The 18,152-nt window shown below is 59.0% G+C and carries 14 protein-coding genes and 2 pseudogenes; 8 read left to right on the forward strand and 8 right to left on the reverse strand.

The window, feature by feature from the left end; translation table 11 throughout:
• Positions 1-236: 236 nt before the first annotated feature.
• From tkt to G5V57_RS27165, 7 genes and pseudogenes are all read right to left on the reverse strand, one after another.
• Positions 237-2,306 (reverse strand): annotated as a pseudogene (gene tkt, locus G5V57_RS27135) (transketolase).
• 79 nt (positions 2,307-2,385) lie between these two features.
• On the reverse strand, positions 2,386-3,786 hold the full coding sequence (gene zwf, locus G5V57_RS27140; RefSeq protein WP_165174281.1) for a glucose-6-phosphate dehydrogenase: 1,401 nt from the start codon (positions 3,784-3,786) through the stop codon (positions 2,386-2,388).
• Positions 3,787-3,808: 22 nt separating this feature from the next.
• Positions 3,809-4,828: a phosphogluconate dehydrogenase (NAD(+)-dependent, decarboxylating) gene (gene gnd / locus G5V57_RS27145; RefSeq protein WP_165171225.1), complete on the reverse strand. Its 1,020-nt coding sequence runs from the start codon at positions 4,826-4,828 to the stop codon at positions 3,809-3,811.
• Positions 4,829-4,896: 68 nt separating this feature from the next.
• Positions 4,897-6,544, reverse strand: a pseudogene (gene pgi / locus G5V57_RS27150) (glucose-6-phosphate isomerase).
• Complete coding sequence (locus G5V57_RS27155; protein ID WP_165171227.1) at positions 6,541-7,260, reverse strand: ROK family protein; 720 nt, start codon at positions 7,258-7,260, stop codon at positions 6,541-6,543. Before G5V57_RS27155 ends, pgi begins: the two are co-directional and overlap by 4 nt.
• Complete coding sequence (tal, locus tag G5V57_RS27160; RefSeq protein WP_165171229.1) at positions 7,257-8,351, reverse strand: transaldolase; 1,095 nt, start codon at positions 8,349-8,351, stop codon at positions 7,257-7,259. The genes G5V57_RS27155 and tal overlap by 4 nt, the downstream gene beginning before the upstream one ends.
• A 16-nt stretch (positions 8,352-8,367) precedes the next feature.
• Positions 8,368-8,643, reverse strand: coding sequence for a histidine phosphatase family protein (locus tag G5V57_RS27165; RefSeq protein WP_165171231.1), 276 nt, complete (start codon positions 8,641-8,643; stop codon positions 8,368-8,370).
• Between the two features lie 214 nt (positions 8,644-8,857).
• Here G5V57_RS27165 and G5V57_RS27170 point away from each other — a divergent pair, with 214 nt between their 5' ends.
• The 8 genes from G5V57_RS27170 (at position 8,858) to G5V57_RS27205 (ending at position 17,268) form a co-directional block, all read left to right on the forward strand.
• Complete coding sequence (locus G5V57_RS27170; RefSeq protein WP_165171233.1) at positions 8,858-9,112, forward strand: hypothetical protein; 255 nt, start codon at positions 8,858-8,860, stop codon at positions 9,110-9,112.
• Complete coding sequence (locus G5V57_RS27175) at positions 9,109-10,620, forward strand: ABC transporter ATP-binding protein/permease (RefSeq protein WP_371744839.1); 1,512 nt, start codon at positions 9,109-9,111, stop codon at positions 10,618-10,620. The genes G5V57_RS27170 and G5V57_RS27175 overlap by 4 nt, the downstream gene beginning before the upstream one ends.
• A 320-nt stretch (positions 10,621-10,940) precedes the next feature.
• Positions 10,941-11,993, forward strand: a complete 1,053-nt coding sequence (locus tag G5V57_RS27180) for a class I SAM-dependent methyltransferase (protein WP_246737391.1) — start codon at positions 10,941-10,943, stop codon at positions 11,991-11,993.
• Positions 11,994-12,276: 283 nt separating this feature from the next.
• Positions 12,277-13,623, forward strand: a complete 1,347-nt coding sequence (locus tag G5V57_RS27185; RefSeq protein WP_165171235.1) for a DUF3300 domain-containing protein — start codon at positions 12,277-12,279, stop codon at positions 13,621-13,623.
• A gap of 42 nt (positions 13,624-13,665) precedes the next feature.
• The gene (locus tag G5V57_RS27190) at positions 13,666-14,592 is read left to right on the forward strand and encodes a DUF2950 domain-containing protein (protein WP_165171237.1); all 927 of its coding nucleotides are present in this window, start codon (positions 13,666-13,668) and stop codon (positions 14,590-14,592) included.
• A 59-nt stretch (positions 14,593-14,651) separates the two neighbouring features.
• Positions 14,652-15,602, forward strand: coding sequence for a formylglycine-generating enzyme family protein (locus tag G5V57_RS27195; RefSeq protein ID WP_246737736.1), 951 nt, complete (start codon positions 14,652-14,654; stop codon positions 15,600-15,602).
• A gap of 47 nt (positions 15,603-15,649) precedes the next feature.
• Positions 15,650-16,237, forward strand: coding sequence for an HdeD family acid-resistance protein (locus tag G5V57_RS27200; RefSeq protein ID WP_165171239.1), 588 nt, complete (start codon positions 15,650-15,652; stop codon positions 16,235-16,237).
• 17 nt (positions 16,238-16,254) lie between these two features.
• Complete coding sequence (locus tag G5V57_RS27205) at positions 16,255-17,268, forward strand: HAD family hydrolase (RefSeq protein WP_371744645.1); 1,014 nt, start codon at positions 16,255-16,257, stop codon at positions 17,266-17,268.
• Between the two features lie 11 nt (positions 17,269-17,279).
• On the opposite strand, the gene G5V57_RS27210 is transcribed toward G5V57_RS27205, so the two are convergent.
• Positions 17,280-18,128, reverse strand: a complete 849-nt coding sequence (locus tag G5V57_RS27210; RefSeq protein ID WP_165171241.1) for a sugar phosphate isomerase/epimerase — start codon at positions 18,126-18,128, stop codon at positions 17,280-17,282.
• Positions 18,129-18,152 lie beyond the last annotated feature (24 nt).

An 18,152-nucleotide genomic window follows, 5' to 3' on the forward strand; every position in this document is an offset into this window, starting at 1 on the left:
GCGAAGCGGTTTTCGGATAATCCGATGCGCAATTCGAAGAGTTAGAGCGTCGGACCGATTCTATGTGAGCGTCCGGCGCTCTAAGGGATGCTGGGGAGGACTTGACTGCTTCATGGCCGTCCTGGTGCAAAATGACGACGATCTTCATGACTTGCCCGCCCTTGTCGACGATGAAGCGATAGTTCCGCTGGATGGCAACGAGCGGGTGCAAGACGCGAGTCATTGTTCGACCTGTGTTAGGTGACGTCCTCTTGCTTCGAGAGCTGATCTTTGGCAGCAGCAACGACGTTCTCAACCGTGAACCCGAATTCCTGCTGCAACGCCTTGAGTGGCGCGGAGGCACCAAATGTGTGCATTCCGATCGTGTGGCCTTGGCGGCCGACATAGCGCTCCCAGCCAAAGGTGGATGCCTGCTCGATTGCTACGCGGCTCCGCACATGAGGGGGCAGCACGCTATGGCGATAGGCCTCCGATTGCCGTTCATACAGATCCCACGATGGCATCGATACGACACGCGAGTGAATGCCTTCGGCGACGAGGGCGGTGTGCGCCTGCACGGCAAGACTCAACTCACTGCCGCTGGCGATGAGGATGACTTCGGGCTTGCCCCCGGCAGCATCAGCGAGAACATAAGCGCCGAGCGCGACACGATCCGATTGTGAGGCTTCCCCTCTATCGAGGGTCGGAAGTGGTTGGCGCGACAAGGCGAGCACAGCTGGTCTGTGTTTGAGCTGCATGATGCAGCGATAGGCTTCGACAACTTCGTTGGCGTCACCAGGCCTGATCAAGGTAAGGCCGGGAACTGCGCGCAACGATGCGAGCTGTTCGATCGGCTGGTGCGTGGGCCCATCCTCGCCGTCACCCATCGCGTCATGCGTCAAGACGAAAATCGTAGGCAGCTCCATCAAAGCGGAGAGCCGGATCGCCGGCCGCGCGTAGTCGCTGAAAATGAAGAATGTGGCGCCGAACGGCCGCAGCTTGGAGAGGGAAAGTCCATTCAGCATGGCACCCATTGCGTGTTCTCGAATCCCGAAATGTAGGTTTTTTCCGCCCGGACTGTTCGCCTGGAAATCACCGGCACCGTCATACTTTAGCGTGGTTTTGTTCGAAGGGCCTAGATCTGCTGAACCGCCTAGAAACCACGGGATATTCTGGGCAAGAACATTGAGCACCTGGCCCGAGGCGTCGCGGCCAGCAATACCCTTCGGATCGACGTCGAAGTGCGGAAGATTACGATCCCAGCCGGCGGGGAGTTCGCGTCGCTGCATCTGGTCGATCTCGGCCGCGAGCCCAGGGTACTTCGATTTATAGGCGGAAAAGACCTCATCCCACTGGCGGTGTCGCTGACCTCCGCGCGCTCCCACACCCTCCGCAAAGTGCTCGACAACACCGTCAGGAACTAGAAATTTCGCATCTTCTGGCCAACCATAGGCACGCTTGGTGAGGCGGATCTCGTCTTCGCCCAGCGGCTCTCCGTGCGCTGCGGCAGTATCCTGGCGGTGTGGGGAGCCATAGCCGATATGGCTGTCGAGGATGATAAGGGTGGGGCGGCCTTTTGTCTGTCAGAATACCCGCAACGCATTCTCGATACCATCAATATCGTTGGCGTCGCCGACGCGCAGGACGTTCCAGTGATAACCGAGGAATCGTGCCGCGATGTCTTCGGTGAAGGCGATACTCGTGTTTCCTTCGATGGTGATGTGGTTGTTGTCATAGATCCAGCACAGGTTGTCCAGACCGAGATGGCCGGCTAGCGACGCGGCTTCCGACCCGACTCCTTCCATCAAGCAACCGTCGCCGCATACGCCATAGATGTCGTAGTCAAATATCTCAAAGCCCGTTTGATTGTAGCGGCTGGCGAGCCAGCGGCGGGCGATCGCCATGCCGACGCTCGTTGCGATTCCTTGTCCCAAGGGACCGGTCGTCGCCTCGACGCCCGAGACCAAGTGGTACTCAGGGTGACCAGGCGCCTTGCTGCCCAATTGCCGGAAGCGGCGAATATCTTCGAGTGTCACCGCCGGCCGTCCCAGTTTCTCATAGTCAGCATTGACGGCCTGAACCTGAGCGAGATGCAGTACTGACCAAAGAAGCATCGACGCGTGACCGTTGGAAAGGATGAATCTGTCGCGGTTGGGCCAGATCGGATCCTTCGGATCGAAGCGCATCACCCGGTTCCAGAGTGTGTAGACAAGCGGAGCAAGCGCCATTGGCGTGCCCGGATGGCCGGAATTGGCGGCCTGCACCGCGTCGATCGACAGGGTGCGAATGGTGTTGATCGATAGTTGATCCAATTGCTCGGTGGTCATTTCGATTTCCCCTGGAAAGTGTCAGGAAATCGCGGTTCCGCAGGCACTCTTCGGTCGGCGTCCGCGAGCACTTCGATCCTCATTGGCGTTTCACCTCTTCCGGCGTCGCGCCCGCCAGCATTGGATTATTCCATCCCCCAGGCGGCGACACGGTGTCGGCTTCACTGGGCCCCCAGTTACCAGGCTCGTACTCATGGATCGGCGTGTTTGCGGCGATCACCGGATCGACGATTCGCCACGCCTCCTCCACATAGTCTTCGCGGGCGAAAAGCGTAGCGTCGCCGTGCATCGCATCTCCCAGCACCCGCTCATAGGCATCCATCTCGCCGGCGCGGGGATGTTGGCTCGCAACCATCTCGATCGGAAGGCCGACATCGTCCTTGTCCGGAGACAGCGTCATCATGCCGATCGCAATCGTGACGTCCGGGCTGATCCGAAAGCGTACGTGGTTCGGCACTACATTCGTCGCCTTGTAGACCGTGGGAGGTCGCCGCAAGCGAACGAGTACTTGGGTGCAAGTCAGCGGCAGACACTTTCCGGCACGGATGTAGAATGGCACACCTTGCCAGCGCCAGGAATCGACGTTCAGCCGCACAGCCGCGAAGGTTTCAACCGTCGAGTTTGCCGCAACACCAGGTTCATTCCGGTAGCCGTGAAACTGCCCCCGCAGAATACTCTTTTCATCGAGAGTGGGAATTGCTTTCAGAACCTTTACCTTTTCGTCGCGGATCGACTCGCTGTCGGTCCTTACCGGGGGCTCCATGGTCAGGTTGGCCAGCACCTGGAACAGGTGGTTCTGGATCACGTCACGAATGGCGCCCGTCGCGTCGTAGAACGCACCGCGACCCTGGACGCCAAAATCCTCCGCCATCGTGATCTGGACACTCTCGATGTAGTTGCGGTTCCAGAATGGTTCGAGGAGGGCATTTGCGAAGCGGAAAAAGAGCATGGCGTGCACCGGCCCTTTTCCAAGATAGTGGTCGATGCGGAATATCCGCCTCTCATCGAATGTCTCGAGCAGGATTGCGTTGAGTTTGCGAGCTGACTCCCGATCATGCCCAAAGGGCTTCTCGATGATCACACGCGCATTGTCGGTACATCCTGCCTTCGTCAGCTGCTCGACGACCATGCCGAACAAAGCGGGCGGGATCGCCAGGTAAAACGCCGGCCGTTGCGCATTGGCGAGTTCCTTGCGCAGCGCGAGGAAAGTCCCGGGATCGGCGTAGTCTCCGTCGACGTATCGCAGGAGCGTGACGAGCTTCTTGAAAGCCGCGGGGTCGAGACCGCCATGTTTCTCCAGGCTGTCCTGCGCCCGAGCACGAAACTGGTCGAGGTCCCAGCCGGACTTCGCTACGCCGATCACTGGCACATCGAGGTGGCCGCGCTTCAGCATCGCCTGCAGCGACGGGAAAATCTTCTTGTATGCCAGATCTCCGGTGGCGCCGAAAAAGACCAGCGCGTCGGAGCGTCCGTCGCTCATCATGTTGACCTCTCGCGGTCGATCATTTGCCGGACGCCTTTTCCAGATGACCGCCAAATTCATAGCGCATCGCCGACATTACCTTGTTCTGGAATTCCGCGTCGCCGCGCGAGCTGAAGCGTTCATAGAGAGCGGTGGAGAGGACGGGCACCGGCATGGCTTCGTCTATCGCCGCCTTGATGGTCCAACGCCCTTCGCCCGAATCCGAGACCCGGCCCGCGAACTTTTCAAGTGCTGGATCCTCGACAAGAGCGGCAGCCGTCAGATCCAGAAGCCACGAGGCGATCACGCTTCCGCGCCGCCAGAGCTCGGCGATATCGGTGAGGTTGAGATCATACTGATAGTGCTCGGGGTTTCGCAGCGGTGTCGTCTCGGCGTCAACGTCGCCCTGTTTTGCACCGACATTCGCGGCGCGCAGGATGCTCAGCCCTTCGGCATAAGATGCCATGAGTCCGTATTCGATGCCATTGTGGACCATCTTGACGAAATGGCCGGCGCCGCTGGCTCCGCAATGCAGGTAACCCAGCTCGGCCGTGCCAGTGAGCTTGTCCCGTCCCGGTGTGCGGTCAATCTGGCCCGTGCCTGGCGCCAGCGCTTTAAAAATGGGATCGAGGCGCTGCACCGGCTCTTTGGGGCCGCCGATCATCATGCAGTAGCCCCGTTCAACACCCCATATGCCGCCGCTGGTGCCCACGTCCACATAATCTATGCGCTTGACCGTGAGCTCGCTCGCTCGCCGAATATCGTCTATGTAATAGGAATTGCCGCCGTCGATCAGAGTATCGCCAGGCTCCAGATTTGGCATCAGATCGGCAATCGTCTTGTCTACTGCTGCTGCCGGCACCATAAGCCAGACGGCGCGCGGCTTGGAGAGTTTCTTCACCAGATCGGCTAACGATGTCGCACCTGCCGCCTTTTCCTGTACCAGCGCCTCCACCGCTTTCGAGGACCTATCGTATACAACACACTGATGGCCGTTCTCGAGGAGTCGCCGCACCATATTGGCGCCCATCCGGCCTAGTCCGATCATTCCGAGTTGCATGATGAGATTCCTCGCCAGGTTCAGGTCGGTGAAACTATTCGTCGGGCGACTATGTGTTCAAGGCCGCTTCACGTCTCCCGGTCTCTCAGGTTCCGATAGCGCGTGATCAGCGTGGTGGTTGAACTGTCGTGTTGCAGCTTGGACGCGGTCTTGGACTCAAGCTCCGGTATGATGCGCTGGGCTAATACCTTGCCAAGTTCGACGCCCCACTGATCGAATGAATCGATGTTCCAGATCACTCCCTGCGTGAACACGCTGTGCTCGTAGAGGGCCACGAGTTTGCCCAACGCATTCGGCGTCAGCCGGTCCAGCAGGATTGTGTTCGACGGGCGATTTCCCTCGAACACCCGGTGTGGCACGAGCCAATCCGGCATACCCTCCGCTTTGACCTGTTCCGATGACTTACCGAATGCGAGCGCCTCCGTCTGGGCAAAGACATTCGCAAGTAGCATGTCGTGATGCCGGCCCAGAGGATTAAGAGTCTTGGCAAAGGCAATGAAGTCACAGGGAATGAACCGGGTTCCCTGATGAATCAATTGGTAGAAGGAGTGCTGACCATTTGTTCCCGGCTCGCCCCAATAGATGGGGCCGGTCGGGTAGGTGACCTGTCTCCCGTCGAGATGGACGTGTTTGCCGTTGCTCTCCATCGTCAACTGCTGCAAATAGGCCGGAAACCGCTTCAGATATTGTTCGTAGGGCAATACGGCGACCGTTTCGGCACCGAAGAAGTCGTTGTGCCAGAGTGCTATGAGGCCCATCAGGACGGGCAGGTTGCGCTCGAACGGCGTCGCGCGGAAGTGTTCGTCTATCTCGCGGAAGCCGTCCAGCATGGCGTGGAAATTGTCCGGCCCAATGGCGAGCATCGTCGAAAGGCCTATGGCCGCGTCCATGGAATAGCGGCCCCCGACCCAGTCCCAGAAACCGAACATATTGGCGACGTCGATTCCAAATTCGGAGACCTTCTGATCATTGGTCGAAACCGCCACAAAGTGTTTGGCCACGGCGCCGGCATCGCCTCCGAGCCTCGCGAGCGACCACTTGCGCGCGCTCTCGGCGTTCGTCATCGTTTCGAGTGTTGTGAAGGTCTTCGATGAGACAATGAAAAGGGTTTCCGCCGGATCAAGGTCGCGGGTGGCTTCAACGAGGTCGGTCCCATCGATGTTCGAGACAAAACGGAATGTCATCGCCCGGTCGCTATAGGCCTTGAGAGCCTCATAGGCCATCACCGGCCCCAGGTCAGAGCCTCCGATTCCGATGTTGATGACATTCCGCATGCGCTTGCCGGTGTGACCTTTCCAGGCACCGCTCCGTACACGGTGGGAAAAATCCATCATCTTATCGAGAACGGCATGGACTTTCGGAACCACGTTCTGGCCGTCGACGACAATCGATGCGTCCTTCGGTGCGCGAAGCGCGACGTGCAGCACCGCGCGACCTTCTGTGATGTTAATCTTCTCACCACTGAACATCGCATCGATGCGCGCGCGCAGACCGCACTCCTCCGTCAATTGCAGCAGCAGCGCAAGTGTCTCGTCCACGATGCGGGTTCTTCGAATAGTCGAGATAGATGCCCGCCGCCTCGATTGCCATGCGTTCGCCGCGTGTGGGATCATCGGCGAAGAGCTTCCGCAGATGCAGCCCGCGCATCTTCTTATGGTGGGATTTGAGAGCCTTCCATGCTGGTCGGGCTGTGAGTGACGAGGAACCGGCCGTCATGCTCGTACCCTACCGGGGTTCGCTGGCCGAGAGGAATTGATTTCGCATGCACTGGGTTTGCCTGGTGCAGCTTTCTCCCAAAGACGAAACCCACCGGCAAACGCGTTGGCATTGTCTCCCGCCCGGCAACCGGTGGGCAGCTTCCCAAGCTTCTTGACATTGCCACCGCCGATCACAACGTCATCCGGTTGAAGGGCGGCGACCAGGAGTTCGATCACCTCGGCCACATTCTTTCGCCACTTCTTTTTGCCCAGCTTGTCGAATCCGCAGTTGCCCGCATAGTCCTCATAGGTTGCATCCTTGTAAGGGAGATGGCCCAGCTCCATCGGTTCGATGATGCCGTCTACAATGAGAGTGGTGCCGAGGCCGGTTCCCAGACCAAGAAACAACATCTTGCCGCCCTTGTAGCTTCCCAGGGCTTGCATGGCGGCATCGTTGACGACTTTGACCGGTCGTCCGAATGACTGTTGAAAGTCGAATCCCACCCACCCCGGTGCGAGATTGTGTGGCTCGTGTACGGGCCGGTTGTGGAGAACCGGCCCGGGATAGCCGATCGTCACCGTATCATATTTCCAGCCCCCGGCGATTTCCTTTACACCGGCAACCATCTTCGCCGCTGTCAGCGTTGGGCCGGAGGGAAACTTTCGGGGCTCATCCTCTCCGGTGGCGAGAATCTTGACGTCGCTGCCTCCCACATCGATGACCATCACGTTCATGCCGCACCTCCGACCTTCTCGAGGGTAGCGCTCTTTGAAGCGATGACGCCCATGAGCTCGTTCCAGGAGGTGACGAAAGCGGCCGCCCCTTCATCCTGGAGTCTGGCGGAAAGGGCATCGATGTCGATACCGGCCTTGGCAAACTGACCCAGCACGATCTCGCTATCGCCGCCATCGCCAGACATGGCTGCGCCAACCTCGCCATGATCGGCAAACGCCTTCAACGTGCTCTCCGGCATCGTGTTTACGGTATATGGGGCGGCGAGCGCCCTGATATACAGAACGTCGGATGCCTCGGGGTCTTTCGTCCCCGTACTCGCCAGCAGCAGCCGCTGCGGGCGGGCGCCCGCATTCAGCACACGCAGATAGCGTGATGAGCCGATCAACTGGCAATAAGCCTTATAGCAGCGTTGACCGATAGCGATCCCGAGCCGATTCCTGAGCGCCGCGGGAACCTTGCCCATCACCGCGGCATCCCATCGGCTGATGAAAACAGACGCGACCGAGCTCACATCTGGTCGGAGTCTGGCCGCGATACGTCGCTCGATTCCTCGCAAGTAGGCCTCAGCAGCGGCGAGATAGTGCTCGCGGGAGAAGAGCAGTGTCACATTCACAGGAACGCCCGCGAAGATCGCCTCTTCAATTGCGGGGAGGCCCTCCTTGGTTCCGGGGATTTTGATGAAAAGATTTGGTCGTTCGGCCCGAGCGTGCAGCTCCTTGGCCTCTGCCAGCGTCGTCGTGGTATCGTGCGCGAGCAGTGGGGAGACTTCCAGAGAGACCCAGCCATCGACGCCGCTGGTCCGTTCATAGATGGGGCGGAACATGTCGGCGGCGCGGGTGATATCCTGGAGAGCTAGTCCAAAAAACAGTCGCTCTCCTGACCTGCCCTCAGCCAGCTTTCGGCGAATGTCGGCATCGTAATCGGTGCTATTCTTGATGGCGTGGTCGAAGATCGTCGGATTGGACGTCAGCCCGGTGATCGATAATTCATCGATGTAGTGATTGAGTGTACCGCCATCGAGCAGGCTGCGCGTGATGTTGTCGAGCCAAAGACTTTGACCGATATCCTGAAGCTTTTCTGTCGCATTCATCGCGAGATCCTTAAGATTATGTCATGGGAGCCGCGGCGGGTGGATCATGTCTTTGATCCAGTTCGGCCACGGCGCCATGGCCAGCCAAATCGCTGGTCCGGGCCACTGGTTGCAACGGACTCGTGAAGACTTGCTGGAATGTCAGCCCACGCAAAAGCTCCGGAAGACGGACGACATCACGCTCGCCACGCTCGGTGAGCGGCGGGTCCGTAACCCCGATATGCTGGCCTGAGAGACTCCAAGCGGTCTCCCCGTGTCTGGCCAGATAGATCGATGGTAGGCCTTCGGTCATCACATCACCGCAGGGCGAGACTACAATTGCCGCGTTCCCTTATTCAGGCCGATGCGAACGATGCGACAGATTCAATGCCTTGTAAAGATCTTGCCGATGATAGTTTCTGTGATTGTCAGAGCAACGTCCATGCCTGAGAAATGGCTGTGGGAACTCCTTTTGCGTGCCGATTGATGGAGTGCAGTGGTAAAATGGTTGCCAGGGAGGCATTCCCATGGTCTCGCCAACATCAACCAGTGACAAAGCAGGCTTGCAAGGTCGAGTTTCCGCGGGCGTCAGGCAGCAGGCCCAAGCACTGTTCAACGTACTCGCCCACTCACCCGGGCGGACACGGCTGCTACTCCTGGCGATCGGCATCGCGATCGTGATCAGCGCGACAGCCGCAGCCCAACTCAGATTAAACGCCTGGAACAAGCCATTTTACAACGCAATCCAGGAAAGGGTGGTGACGCCTTTATCTCGCAACTGATCGTCTTCGGAGCGATCGCCGGCAGCCTCCTAATCTTGAATGTTTCCCAGGCATGGCTCGATCAAACCGCAAAGTTGGAAATGCGTGATTGGCTCACGCGAGACCTGTTGGCTCAGTGGATGGCGCCAAAACGCGCCTTTCTTCTGGCTGCCGCTGGATTGATCTCTCCTGGAGCAGATGTCGCTGCCAATCCCGATCAGCGAATTCATGATGATACCCGGCGTTTGACTGAAATGACCGGCTCACTTGCTATCGGATGTTTTCAGTCGACATTGCTACTCGCGAGCTTTGTCGGCGTGCTCTGGTCGCTGTCGCAGGGCTTTGTCCTCACCGTCGGTGGACGAAGTGTCGTCATACCCGGATTTATTCTGTGGTGCGCATTGATCTACGCCGCATCCGGATCATTGTTGAGCCGGTTCATCGGCCGGCCATTGATTGAAATCGGCAAGACACGCGCCGCTCGAGAAGGTGATCTTCGCTTTGCGCTCGTTCGTGCAAGTGAAGGAGTGGATGGAATTACCCTTGCTGGTGGCAACTCGGAGGAACAGCAGCGCCTCGAACACGAGCTCGCTAAGGTCATCAACGTCATGCGCCGCTTCGCGGGGTGGATAGCCGGCCTGACGTCGGTGACCGCTGGTTATGGTTGGGCCGCTCTTGTTGTCCCAATTGTCGTCGCCGCTCCCGCCTATTTTTCGGGGCAGCTCACATTCGGTGAGCTCATGGTGACGGTCGGCGCGTTCAATCAGGTTCAACAATCCCTGCGCTGGTTTGTCGACAATTCGAGCGCAATTGCGGACTGGCGGGCCGCGCTTGCCCGGGTCATGGACTTCCGCCAGGCGCTTCTCTCGATTGACGAAGTGGAGAAGTCCAAAGACCAAATCGAAGTTTCTGAAAACGCGAAAAGCCTCATATTGAACGGGGTCATCGCGCGCATGACCGATTCCGAGATCGGTCTTGATGTGCCTGCTTTAGAAATACAGTCGGGCGAGCATGTCGTTATATTCGCGAAGACCGGTATGTGGAACAAGGTGTTTTTCCGAGCGATCGCGGGATTGTGGCCGTGGGGAAGAGGTAAGATTGCACTACCGCCGAGGACCAGTATGACTTTCCTCCTTGCGCAACCCTACGTCCCGACGGGTTCTCTGCGAGAGGTTCTAGCCTATCCAGACCATCCAGAGAAGTTTCGGGCAACCGACGTGATATATGCCCTCGAGCGGACAAATCTGGGACATCTGGTCCCGGCACTCGAGCGAGTGACACGGTGGGATAAGATGTTGAACCTCGATGAGCGTCTGCATCTGTCATTAGCGCAACTTATTCTTCGGAAGCCTTGGTGGATTATTACCGATGAGTCAATCGCTCGGCTCAACGAGCATTCCCGCAAGATGGTGCTCTCGGTGTTCGAGAACGAACTGGCAAACTCTGCCCTCATCAGCATAACGAGCGATGACACGCGGGATGTGTTCTATTCGCGGGCATTTCACCCGGTCACACATGGAGCGCCATAATCGCACTGACAAAGCGCTTCCGGCTATGAGCTTGAATCTCTTGTTGAGCACCAGGTGAATCCGATTTTTAAACGACAAGGCAACTCTTGCTGATTGGATTCGAGTGTAGGCGACACCGGCTTACATCAACTGGCGCAGAAGTCCGTTCGACGAAGGCGGACAACGTTTGAATTCGGTTTACGGTCAAGTCTGGAAGATCATCGACATGCACATGCCATTTGCTGGTGACACCATGTTGAATTGCAGCTAGTGTTACCCAACGTCTGGTTACGCTTTGGCGTGGTACCTGACAGGGGGCGGAGGCAAGGTGGTCAACACCGATGAGCCGCGCACCCGTAGTCGCTGCCATGGAAGGCAGTGGATTTTATAATCGGAACTCCTCTCTGCAGGCGGCGGGAATTGCCGCGGTATTGCCCCTGTGGGAGGCTGCAATCCAATCCGCGGATCCCGGGGGCGGCGACCTGGTCATTGCCGATTATGGTTCCTCGCAGGGCCGAAACTCAATGTTGCCGATACGAATGGCGATCGACGCGTTGCGCGCCAAGGTTGGAAACAACATTCCGGTGCAGGTCATCCATACCGATCTGCCTTCCAACGACTTTGCCTCATTGTTCAAGGCACTCGAGGAAGACGCGGACAGCTACATGGCGAGAAACTCGCATATCTTTCCATCGGCGATTGGACGCTCGTACTTTGATCCCATTATCCCGGCAGGCCGGGTTACGCTCGGATGGAATTCATGGACATTGCAATGGATGAGCCGAACGATAGAAGCTCCCGATCATGTCTTCGCGAGGTTCAGCAACTCTCCTGCTGTGGTTGATGCTGTGGCAAAACAGCAGGCGGACGATTGGCAACGATTTCTGCGAGCCCGGGCTTTCGAGCTGCGGCCGGGCGGGAAGCTCTTGAGCCTGTTTGTCGCTGATGATCCCGGTCATCGAAGCTGGCGATGGATCGGAGGGGAATTCTGGGGAGCAATCGCCGATATGGGCGATTCCGGACTTTTGTCAGAGCGCGAACGGCTGTCCCTGACATTTCCCACAAACGCGCGATCCTTGGAGGAAATTGAGGCACCCTTCCTGAACGACGGACAATTCGCCGGGTTGAGGATTGAGCGTCTCGAGTTGATGAAGGGGAGCGATCCTTTCTGGGGTGATTTCGAGGCGACTGGAGACGCCAATAAACTTGGCCAATCCTGGGCAGATACGATGAAAGCCGTGTTCAAGCCGACCGCCTTGCGCGCCATAAGTCCTGACCGGAATGGCGAGGAACTGGTTGAAGAGCTCTTCTCTCGCTTCGCTTCACGCGTGGCTGCAAGTCATCAAGAACATGAACACTATCTCGCTGCTGTGGTCCTGGCGAAGTCGTCGTAGACCCAGCCATCCTGTTTCAAGGGGATAGAACTCCAGTCGCTGGCAGGCTTGCCAGGTTTAAGCAGGACATAAGCCGTTGGTCGGACAAGGGGAATCGATCAAGTGCGACCGACCGTCTTGGCCGTGGCCAAGGAAGTTTGGACACCACGTTAGGCACGATGTCCGGCCGCATATAGGGCCTTGGTCCAACTATCCGCCCCACCTGTTTTTAGGACAGAATTCGTTCGCCCGGCACTCGTTGCCGCAGGTATAAGAAGTGGTGTCTTTTCAGGAGGCTCCGGTTATGCCCTTGTCCAGTTGGATAAAGCCTTTGGGAGCCGTCGTCGCGCTCTCTGCCCTTATGGCGGCGCAGCCCATAGATCGCGGCCAGGCGCAGACCTCGACCGACCAGACGGCCGCCGCCCCGCAGGCTGCCGCTCAGCCGGAGCTTCTGCAGGCGGATGAGCTCGAAACCTTGGTGGCGCGCATCGCGCTCTATCCCGATGATCTCGTGGCTCTGGTGCTTGCGGGCTCTCTCTATCCGCTGCAGATCGTTCAGGCGGATCGCTATCTGAACGACGTCAAGTCGAAGCCGAACCTCAAGCCCGATGCGTCATGGGACGGCAGCATCGTGTCGCTGCTCAATTACCCGCAGATCGTCAAGATGATGAATGACGACCTGAAGTGGACGCAGGAAATCGGAGAGGCAGTCGTCAACCAGCAGAAAGACGTGCTCGTCGCCATCCAGCAATTGCGCGACAAGGCGGTCGCCGATGGCATAATCAAGAGCGACGACAAGGTAATCGTCGAGGAGCAGAACGATAACGTCGTCATCAGGCCGGCGAAGAAGGAAGTGGTCTATGTCCCGCAATATGACCCGGAGATCCTGACCAGCCCGACCTATGTCGCCTCGCAGCCGATTTATTACGGCGATCCCTATCCTTCCTACTATTATCCCTATGCGCCCTATTGGGCTGGATTCGTCACGGGCGCGGTGTTCGGCGCGGCGATCGACTGGGATAACTGGCATTCCTGGGGGGGCGATACCAATATCGATATCGATATCAACAACATCAACAGAAATGACTTCAAATGGGACAGGAACAACATCAACAACATCAATTGGGACAATAAGAAATTCAATTTCGATCGCGACTCGATCAACAATAACCTGAGGCAGAACAACCTGGACCGTCTCGACCGCAAGCCCAATCTCGACCGCTCGAAAATCTCCAATCTGCCGGGCGGCGGGAATATCTCCGGGCGTGATGTCCGCCGCGATGTCCAGCAAGGCCTGAAGGACAGGGGTGGTCAGGGCCCCGGCAAAAACCTCTCCGGCCAGACCAAGAACAACATCGCTGGCAAGAACAACATCGCTGGGAAGAATCGTCCCGCCCAAGGTGCCAAGAATCTCGGCGGCCAGACCTCCAAGGCGAACCGGCCACAGCAGCGCAACAAGGCGGCCAACGCCAACCGTCCGACAAAGCGGCCGGCGGCCAAGGTCGACAATCGCCCGCGGGAGATGTCAGGCTTCGGCGACTATGGCCGTGGCAGCGACGCACGTTCCTTCTCGCAGCGCGGCAATTTCAGTCGCGGCGGCGGTGGAAGAGGCGGTGGTGGTGGTGGCGGCCATCGCGTGCGGCGGCGCTGAATGTCCCGGCAATAGACGCCCAGTTATTCCAGGAGGATACATATGTATCGCAAATCTCTCCTCTCGCTCCTCACCGCGGCGCTTCTCGTAGGAACCGCGAGCGTTTCCACCGTTTGGGCAGCCACCAAGGCGATCGAGCGCTTCTTGGGTGCCGAGCCTGAAAGCTTCAAGGAAGCCTCCGAGGCGATAGACGCCTTCAAGGCGAAGATGATCGCCAAGGACGTGCCGGGATTAGCCCATCTCATCGGTCTCAACGAAAAGGAAATCGGCAAGAGCGATGATTTCGATGCCCGCCTGACGCAGCTGCAGGCCGCAACCAAGGAACGTGTCGGCATCGAGGAACCGGCGCCGGACCGCCGGGTGATCGTGCTTGGCAATCTGCTCTGGCCGTTCCCTTTCCCGCTGGTGAAGACCGACAAGGGCTGGCAGTTCGACACTCCCGCGGGTCTGGAAGAAATCCTCGCCCGCCGCATCGGCGAGAATGAGCTCGAGGCGATCGCCAATGTCCGCAATTACATAGAAGCCCAGCAGGAATATGCGAGCGACGACCGCGACGGCGACAATGTGCTGGAGTTCGCCCAGAAGCTCATCAGCACCGAGGGCACGCATGACGGGCTCTATTGGCCGAGCGAGAATGGCGAAGAAAGCCCGGCCGGCCCCTTCGTCGTCGAGGCGAAGCTGAAGGGGGCGCCCGACCAGGGCTATTTCGGCTATCGCTATCGCATCCTGAAGAGCCAGGGCAAGAACATCGCCGGCGGTCAGTATGACTATGTGATCAACGGCAATATGATCGCCGGCTACGCGCTCATCGCCTGGCCGGCGCGTTATGGCGAGACGGGCATCAAGACTTTCGTCGTCAATCACCAAGGCACGATCTATGAAAAGGATCTGGGGCCGGAGACCGCCAAGCTTGCCGAACAGATCACGCGCTTCAACCCCGACAAGACCTGGGACGAGGTCGACGACTGAAAGGATGCTTGGACATGAGCGCGCTTGACGACACGGCTGGCGCGGCGGACCATAAGGACATGGCAGGTCAAGAGACAGCGCCACTGGCGGGCATGCTCTGGATTCCGGGCGGCACCTTCCTCATGGGTTCGGACCATCACTATCCCGAGGAGGCCCCCAGCCACAAGGTGAGCGTGGGCGGCTTCTGGATGGATGCCCGCGCTGTCACCAATGATGAGTTCAGCCGCTTTGTCGAGGCGACCGGCTATATTACATCGGCCGAAAAGCCTGCGGACCCTCGCGATTATCCCGGTGCCAAGCCCGAGCTCCTGGCGCCGTCCTCGGTGGTGTTCAAGAAGGCCGCGCAGCGCGTCGATCTCACCAATCGCTACAATTGGTGGATCTATGTGCGCGGCGCCGATTGGCGCCATCCGCGCGGACCGGCCAGCAGTATCAAGGGTCTTGGCGATCACCCGGTGGTTCATGTCGCTTATGAGGATGTGGAAGCCTATGCGAAATGGGCGGGCAAGGACATCCCGACCGAGGCCGAATGGGAGTTCGCCGCGCGAGGCGGCCTCGAGGGAGCGGAATATTGCTGGGGAAACGACTTCACGCCGGACGGGCAGCATCTGGCCAACACCTGGCAGGGCGAATTCCCATGGCAGAACAAGCTCGAGGATGGCTATGAATGGACTGCACCCGTCGGCTCCTTCCCGGCCAATGGCTACGGCCTTCACGATATGGCCGGGAATGTGTGGGAGTGGACGTCGGACTGGTACCAGACCCATGGCAGCATCGACAGCCCGTGCTGCACGCTGGAAAATCCGCGCGGCGGCACGCGCGAGGCCAGCATCGCGACCGACCAGCCTGAGATCAAAATTCCGCGCAAGGTGATGAAGGGCGGCTCCTATCTGTGCGCGCCCAATTATTGCCGCCGCTACCGGCCGGCGGCGCGCATGGCGCAGCCCATCGACACCTCGACCTGCCATTTGGGTTTTCGCTGCATTCTGCGCAAGCCGAGCCCGGCGTGACGGCCTTGTAATGCTGAAATGATCGCTCAATCGAGGAGAAGCGCGACATGACAAAGCAAGAGGAAGCCTCCCTGAGATTACCGGTTGCGGGACTGCATGCGCTGGCGAAGAACTGGTGGATCGTCCTGCTGCGCGGCATCGCGGGCATTTTGTTCGGTGTCCTGGCCTTCGCCTGGCCGGGAATAACTCTTCTCTCCCTGGTTATCCTCTATGGCGCCTATGCCCTGATCGACGGGTTCTTCGCCATCCTCGCCGGCATAAAGGGAGGCGGTGCGGAATCGAGATGGTGGCTGATCCTGATCGGCTTGCTCGGCGTCGGCGCCGGATTGCTCACCTTCTTCTGGCCGGCCATCACGGCGCTGGTGCTCACGATATTCATCGGCGCCTGGGCGCTCATCCACGGCATCTTCGAAATCGTCGGCGCCATCAAGATCCGCAAGGAAATCGACAATGAGTGGTGGCTCATTCTGTCGGGGGCCATCTCCGTCCTCTTCGGTCTCATCATTCTGGTCAGGCCGGGCGCCGGCGCTCTGGCGCTTGTCTGGCTCATCGGCGCCTATGCGATCATCTTTGGCGGCTTGCTGGTCGGCTTCGCCTTCCGGCTCAAGAAGCATCTCCGCGCCGACAAGTCATAGGTAACGGCGAGGGGGGCATGATGCCCGATTTCAACAGGCGACACCTTCTGGTCGCCATGGCGGCGGGCGCCCTGAGCGGCATTGCGGGACGAGCTGCGCGCGCGCAAGCCGACGTCTTGCCGTCCTGGAGCGACGGCCCGGTGAAGCAGTCGATCCTCGACTTCGTGAAGCGCGTCAGTCAGGAGGGGACGGCGGATTTCGTGCCGGTCCCGGAGCGCATCGCCGTCTTCGACAATGACGGAACTTTGTGGTCCGAGCAGCCGGTCTATTTCCAGTTCGCCTTCGCGCTCGACCGGGTAAAGGCGCTGGCGCCCGAGCATCCGGAGTGGAAAACGACCGAACCTTTCAAGAGCGTCCTCGCCGGCGATCTCAAGGGACTTGTCGCTTTGGGCGAGAAGGGGCTGCTCGAGATCGTGGGAGCAACCCACAGCGGCATGACCATCGAGGCCTTCACGAAGACCGTCACGGATTGGCTCGCCACTGCGCGTCATCCGCGCTTCGATCGCCCCTATACCGATCTCGTTTACCAGCCGATGCTGGAGCTCACCGCATTTTTGCGCGGCCAGGGTTTCAAGACCTTCATCGTGTCCGGTGGCGGCATCGAGTTCATGCGGCCCTGGACGGAGAAGGTATACGGCATTCCGCCTGAGCAGGTGGTCGGCTCTTCAGGGGTCGTGAAGTTCGAGATGGATGCCGACGGCAAGCCGGTGCTCATGAAGGAGCCCAAGATCGAGTTCATCGATGACGGTCCGGGCAAGCCGGTCGGCATCAACCGCTTCATCGGACGACGCCCGATCTTCGCCTTCGGCAATTCGGACGGCGACCAGCAGATGCTGGAATGGACCGCGGCGAGGCAGGGCGCGAGCTTCATGGGGCTGGTTCATCATACTGATGCCGAGCGCGAATGGGCCTATGACCGGCAGTCTCATATCGGCAAGCTCGACAAGGCCCTCGACGAGGCGAATGCCAAAGGCTGGACGGTCGCCGACATGAAGCGCGACTGGAAGCGGATCTACCCCTTTGAAAAGTGAAGGTGTGCCGATCACGCGCCGGCCCAGCCCTTCCGGATGTTCCTGATGCCGTCGCGATAGACGCTTTCGGGGTTGGGGAAGAAATCGCGCCAGACTCTTGTCGCTGCGGCGAGCGCCGGAAGCGAGCGTCCGAACGCCTCGATGGTGAGCCATCCGTCATATTTGGCAGCCTTGAGCGCCTTGTAGGTCGAGGTCCAGTCGATATGGCCCTTACCCGGAGTGCCGCGGTCATTCTCCGAAATATGCACATGGCTCATATGGCGACGGATCGTGCGGATCGCCTTGATCGGATCGGCTTCCTCGATATTGGCGTGGAAAGTGTCGTACATGCCGCTGACCGCCGGATGATCGACCTCGTCGAGATAGTCTGCGAGCCCCTGCATGGTGGTCAGGAAATAGCATTCGAAACGGTTGAGCGCCTCGACCGCCAGCCGGATATTCTTCTTTGCGGCATAATCGCCGGCCTTGCGGTGGAAGGCCAATGCGCGCTTGCGTTCGTCCGCTGTCGGGCCTTTTCCGGTAAAATGCCCGTGGACGGAGTGAATGGGGCCGCCGATGGTCGGTGCGCCAAGCGCCGCACTGCAGTCGATGAACCATTTGGCGTGATCGAACGCTGCCTTGCGTATTTGCGCATCGCCGCTCAGCGGATCCTTGTCGAGCGACGGCATAATGGTGACGACGGTGCGTTCGAGGCCGATTTCGTCGAGCATCTGGCCGAGCCTGGCATAGTAAACCGGATCTCCCTGGAATACGGGGACCTCGACGCCGTCATAGCCGGCTTTTTTGATGTCGCGCAGCAACGAGCGATGCTCATCGCCGACATGTCCGGTCCAGAGGAGGAGATTGAAACCGATTTTCATGCTGGTCAGTCTCCTCTATCCGTT

Source organism: Nordella sp. HKS 07, from assembly GCF_011046735.1.
Taxonomy (GTDB): Bacteria; Pseudomonadota; Alphaproteobacteria; order Rhizobiales; family Aestuariivirgaceae; genus Taklimakanibacter.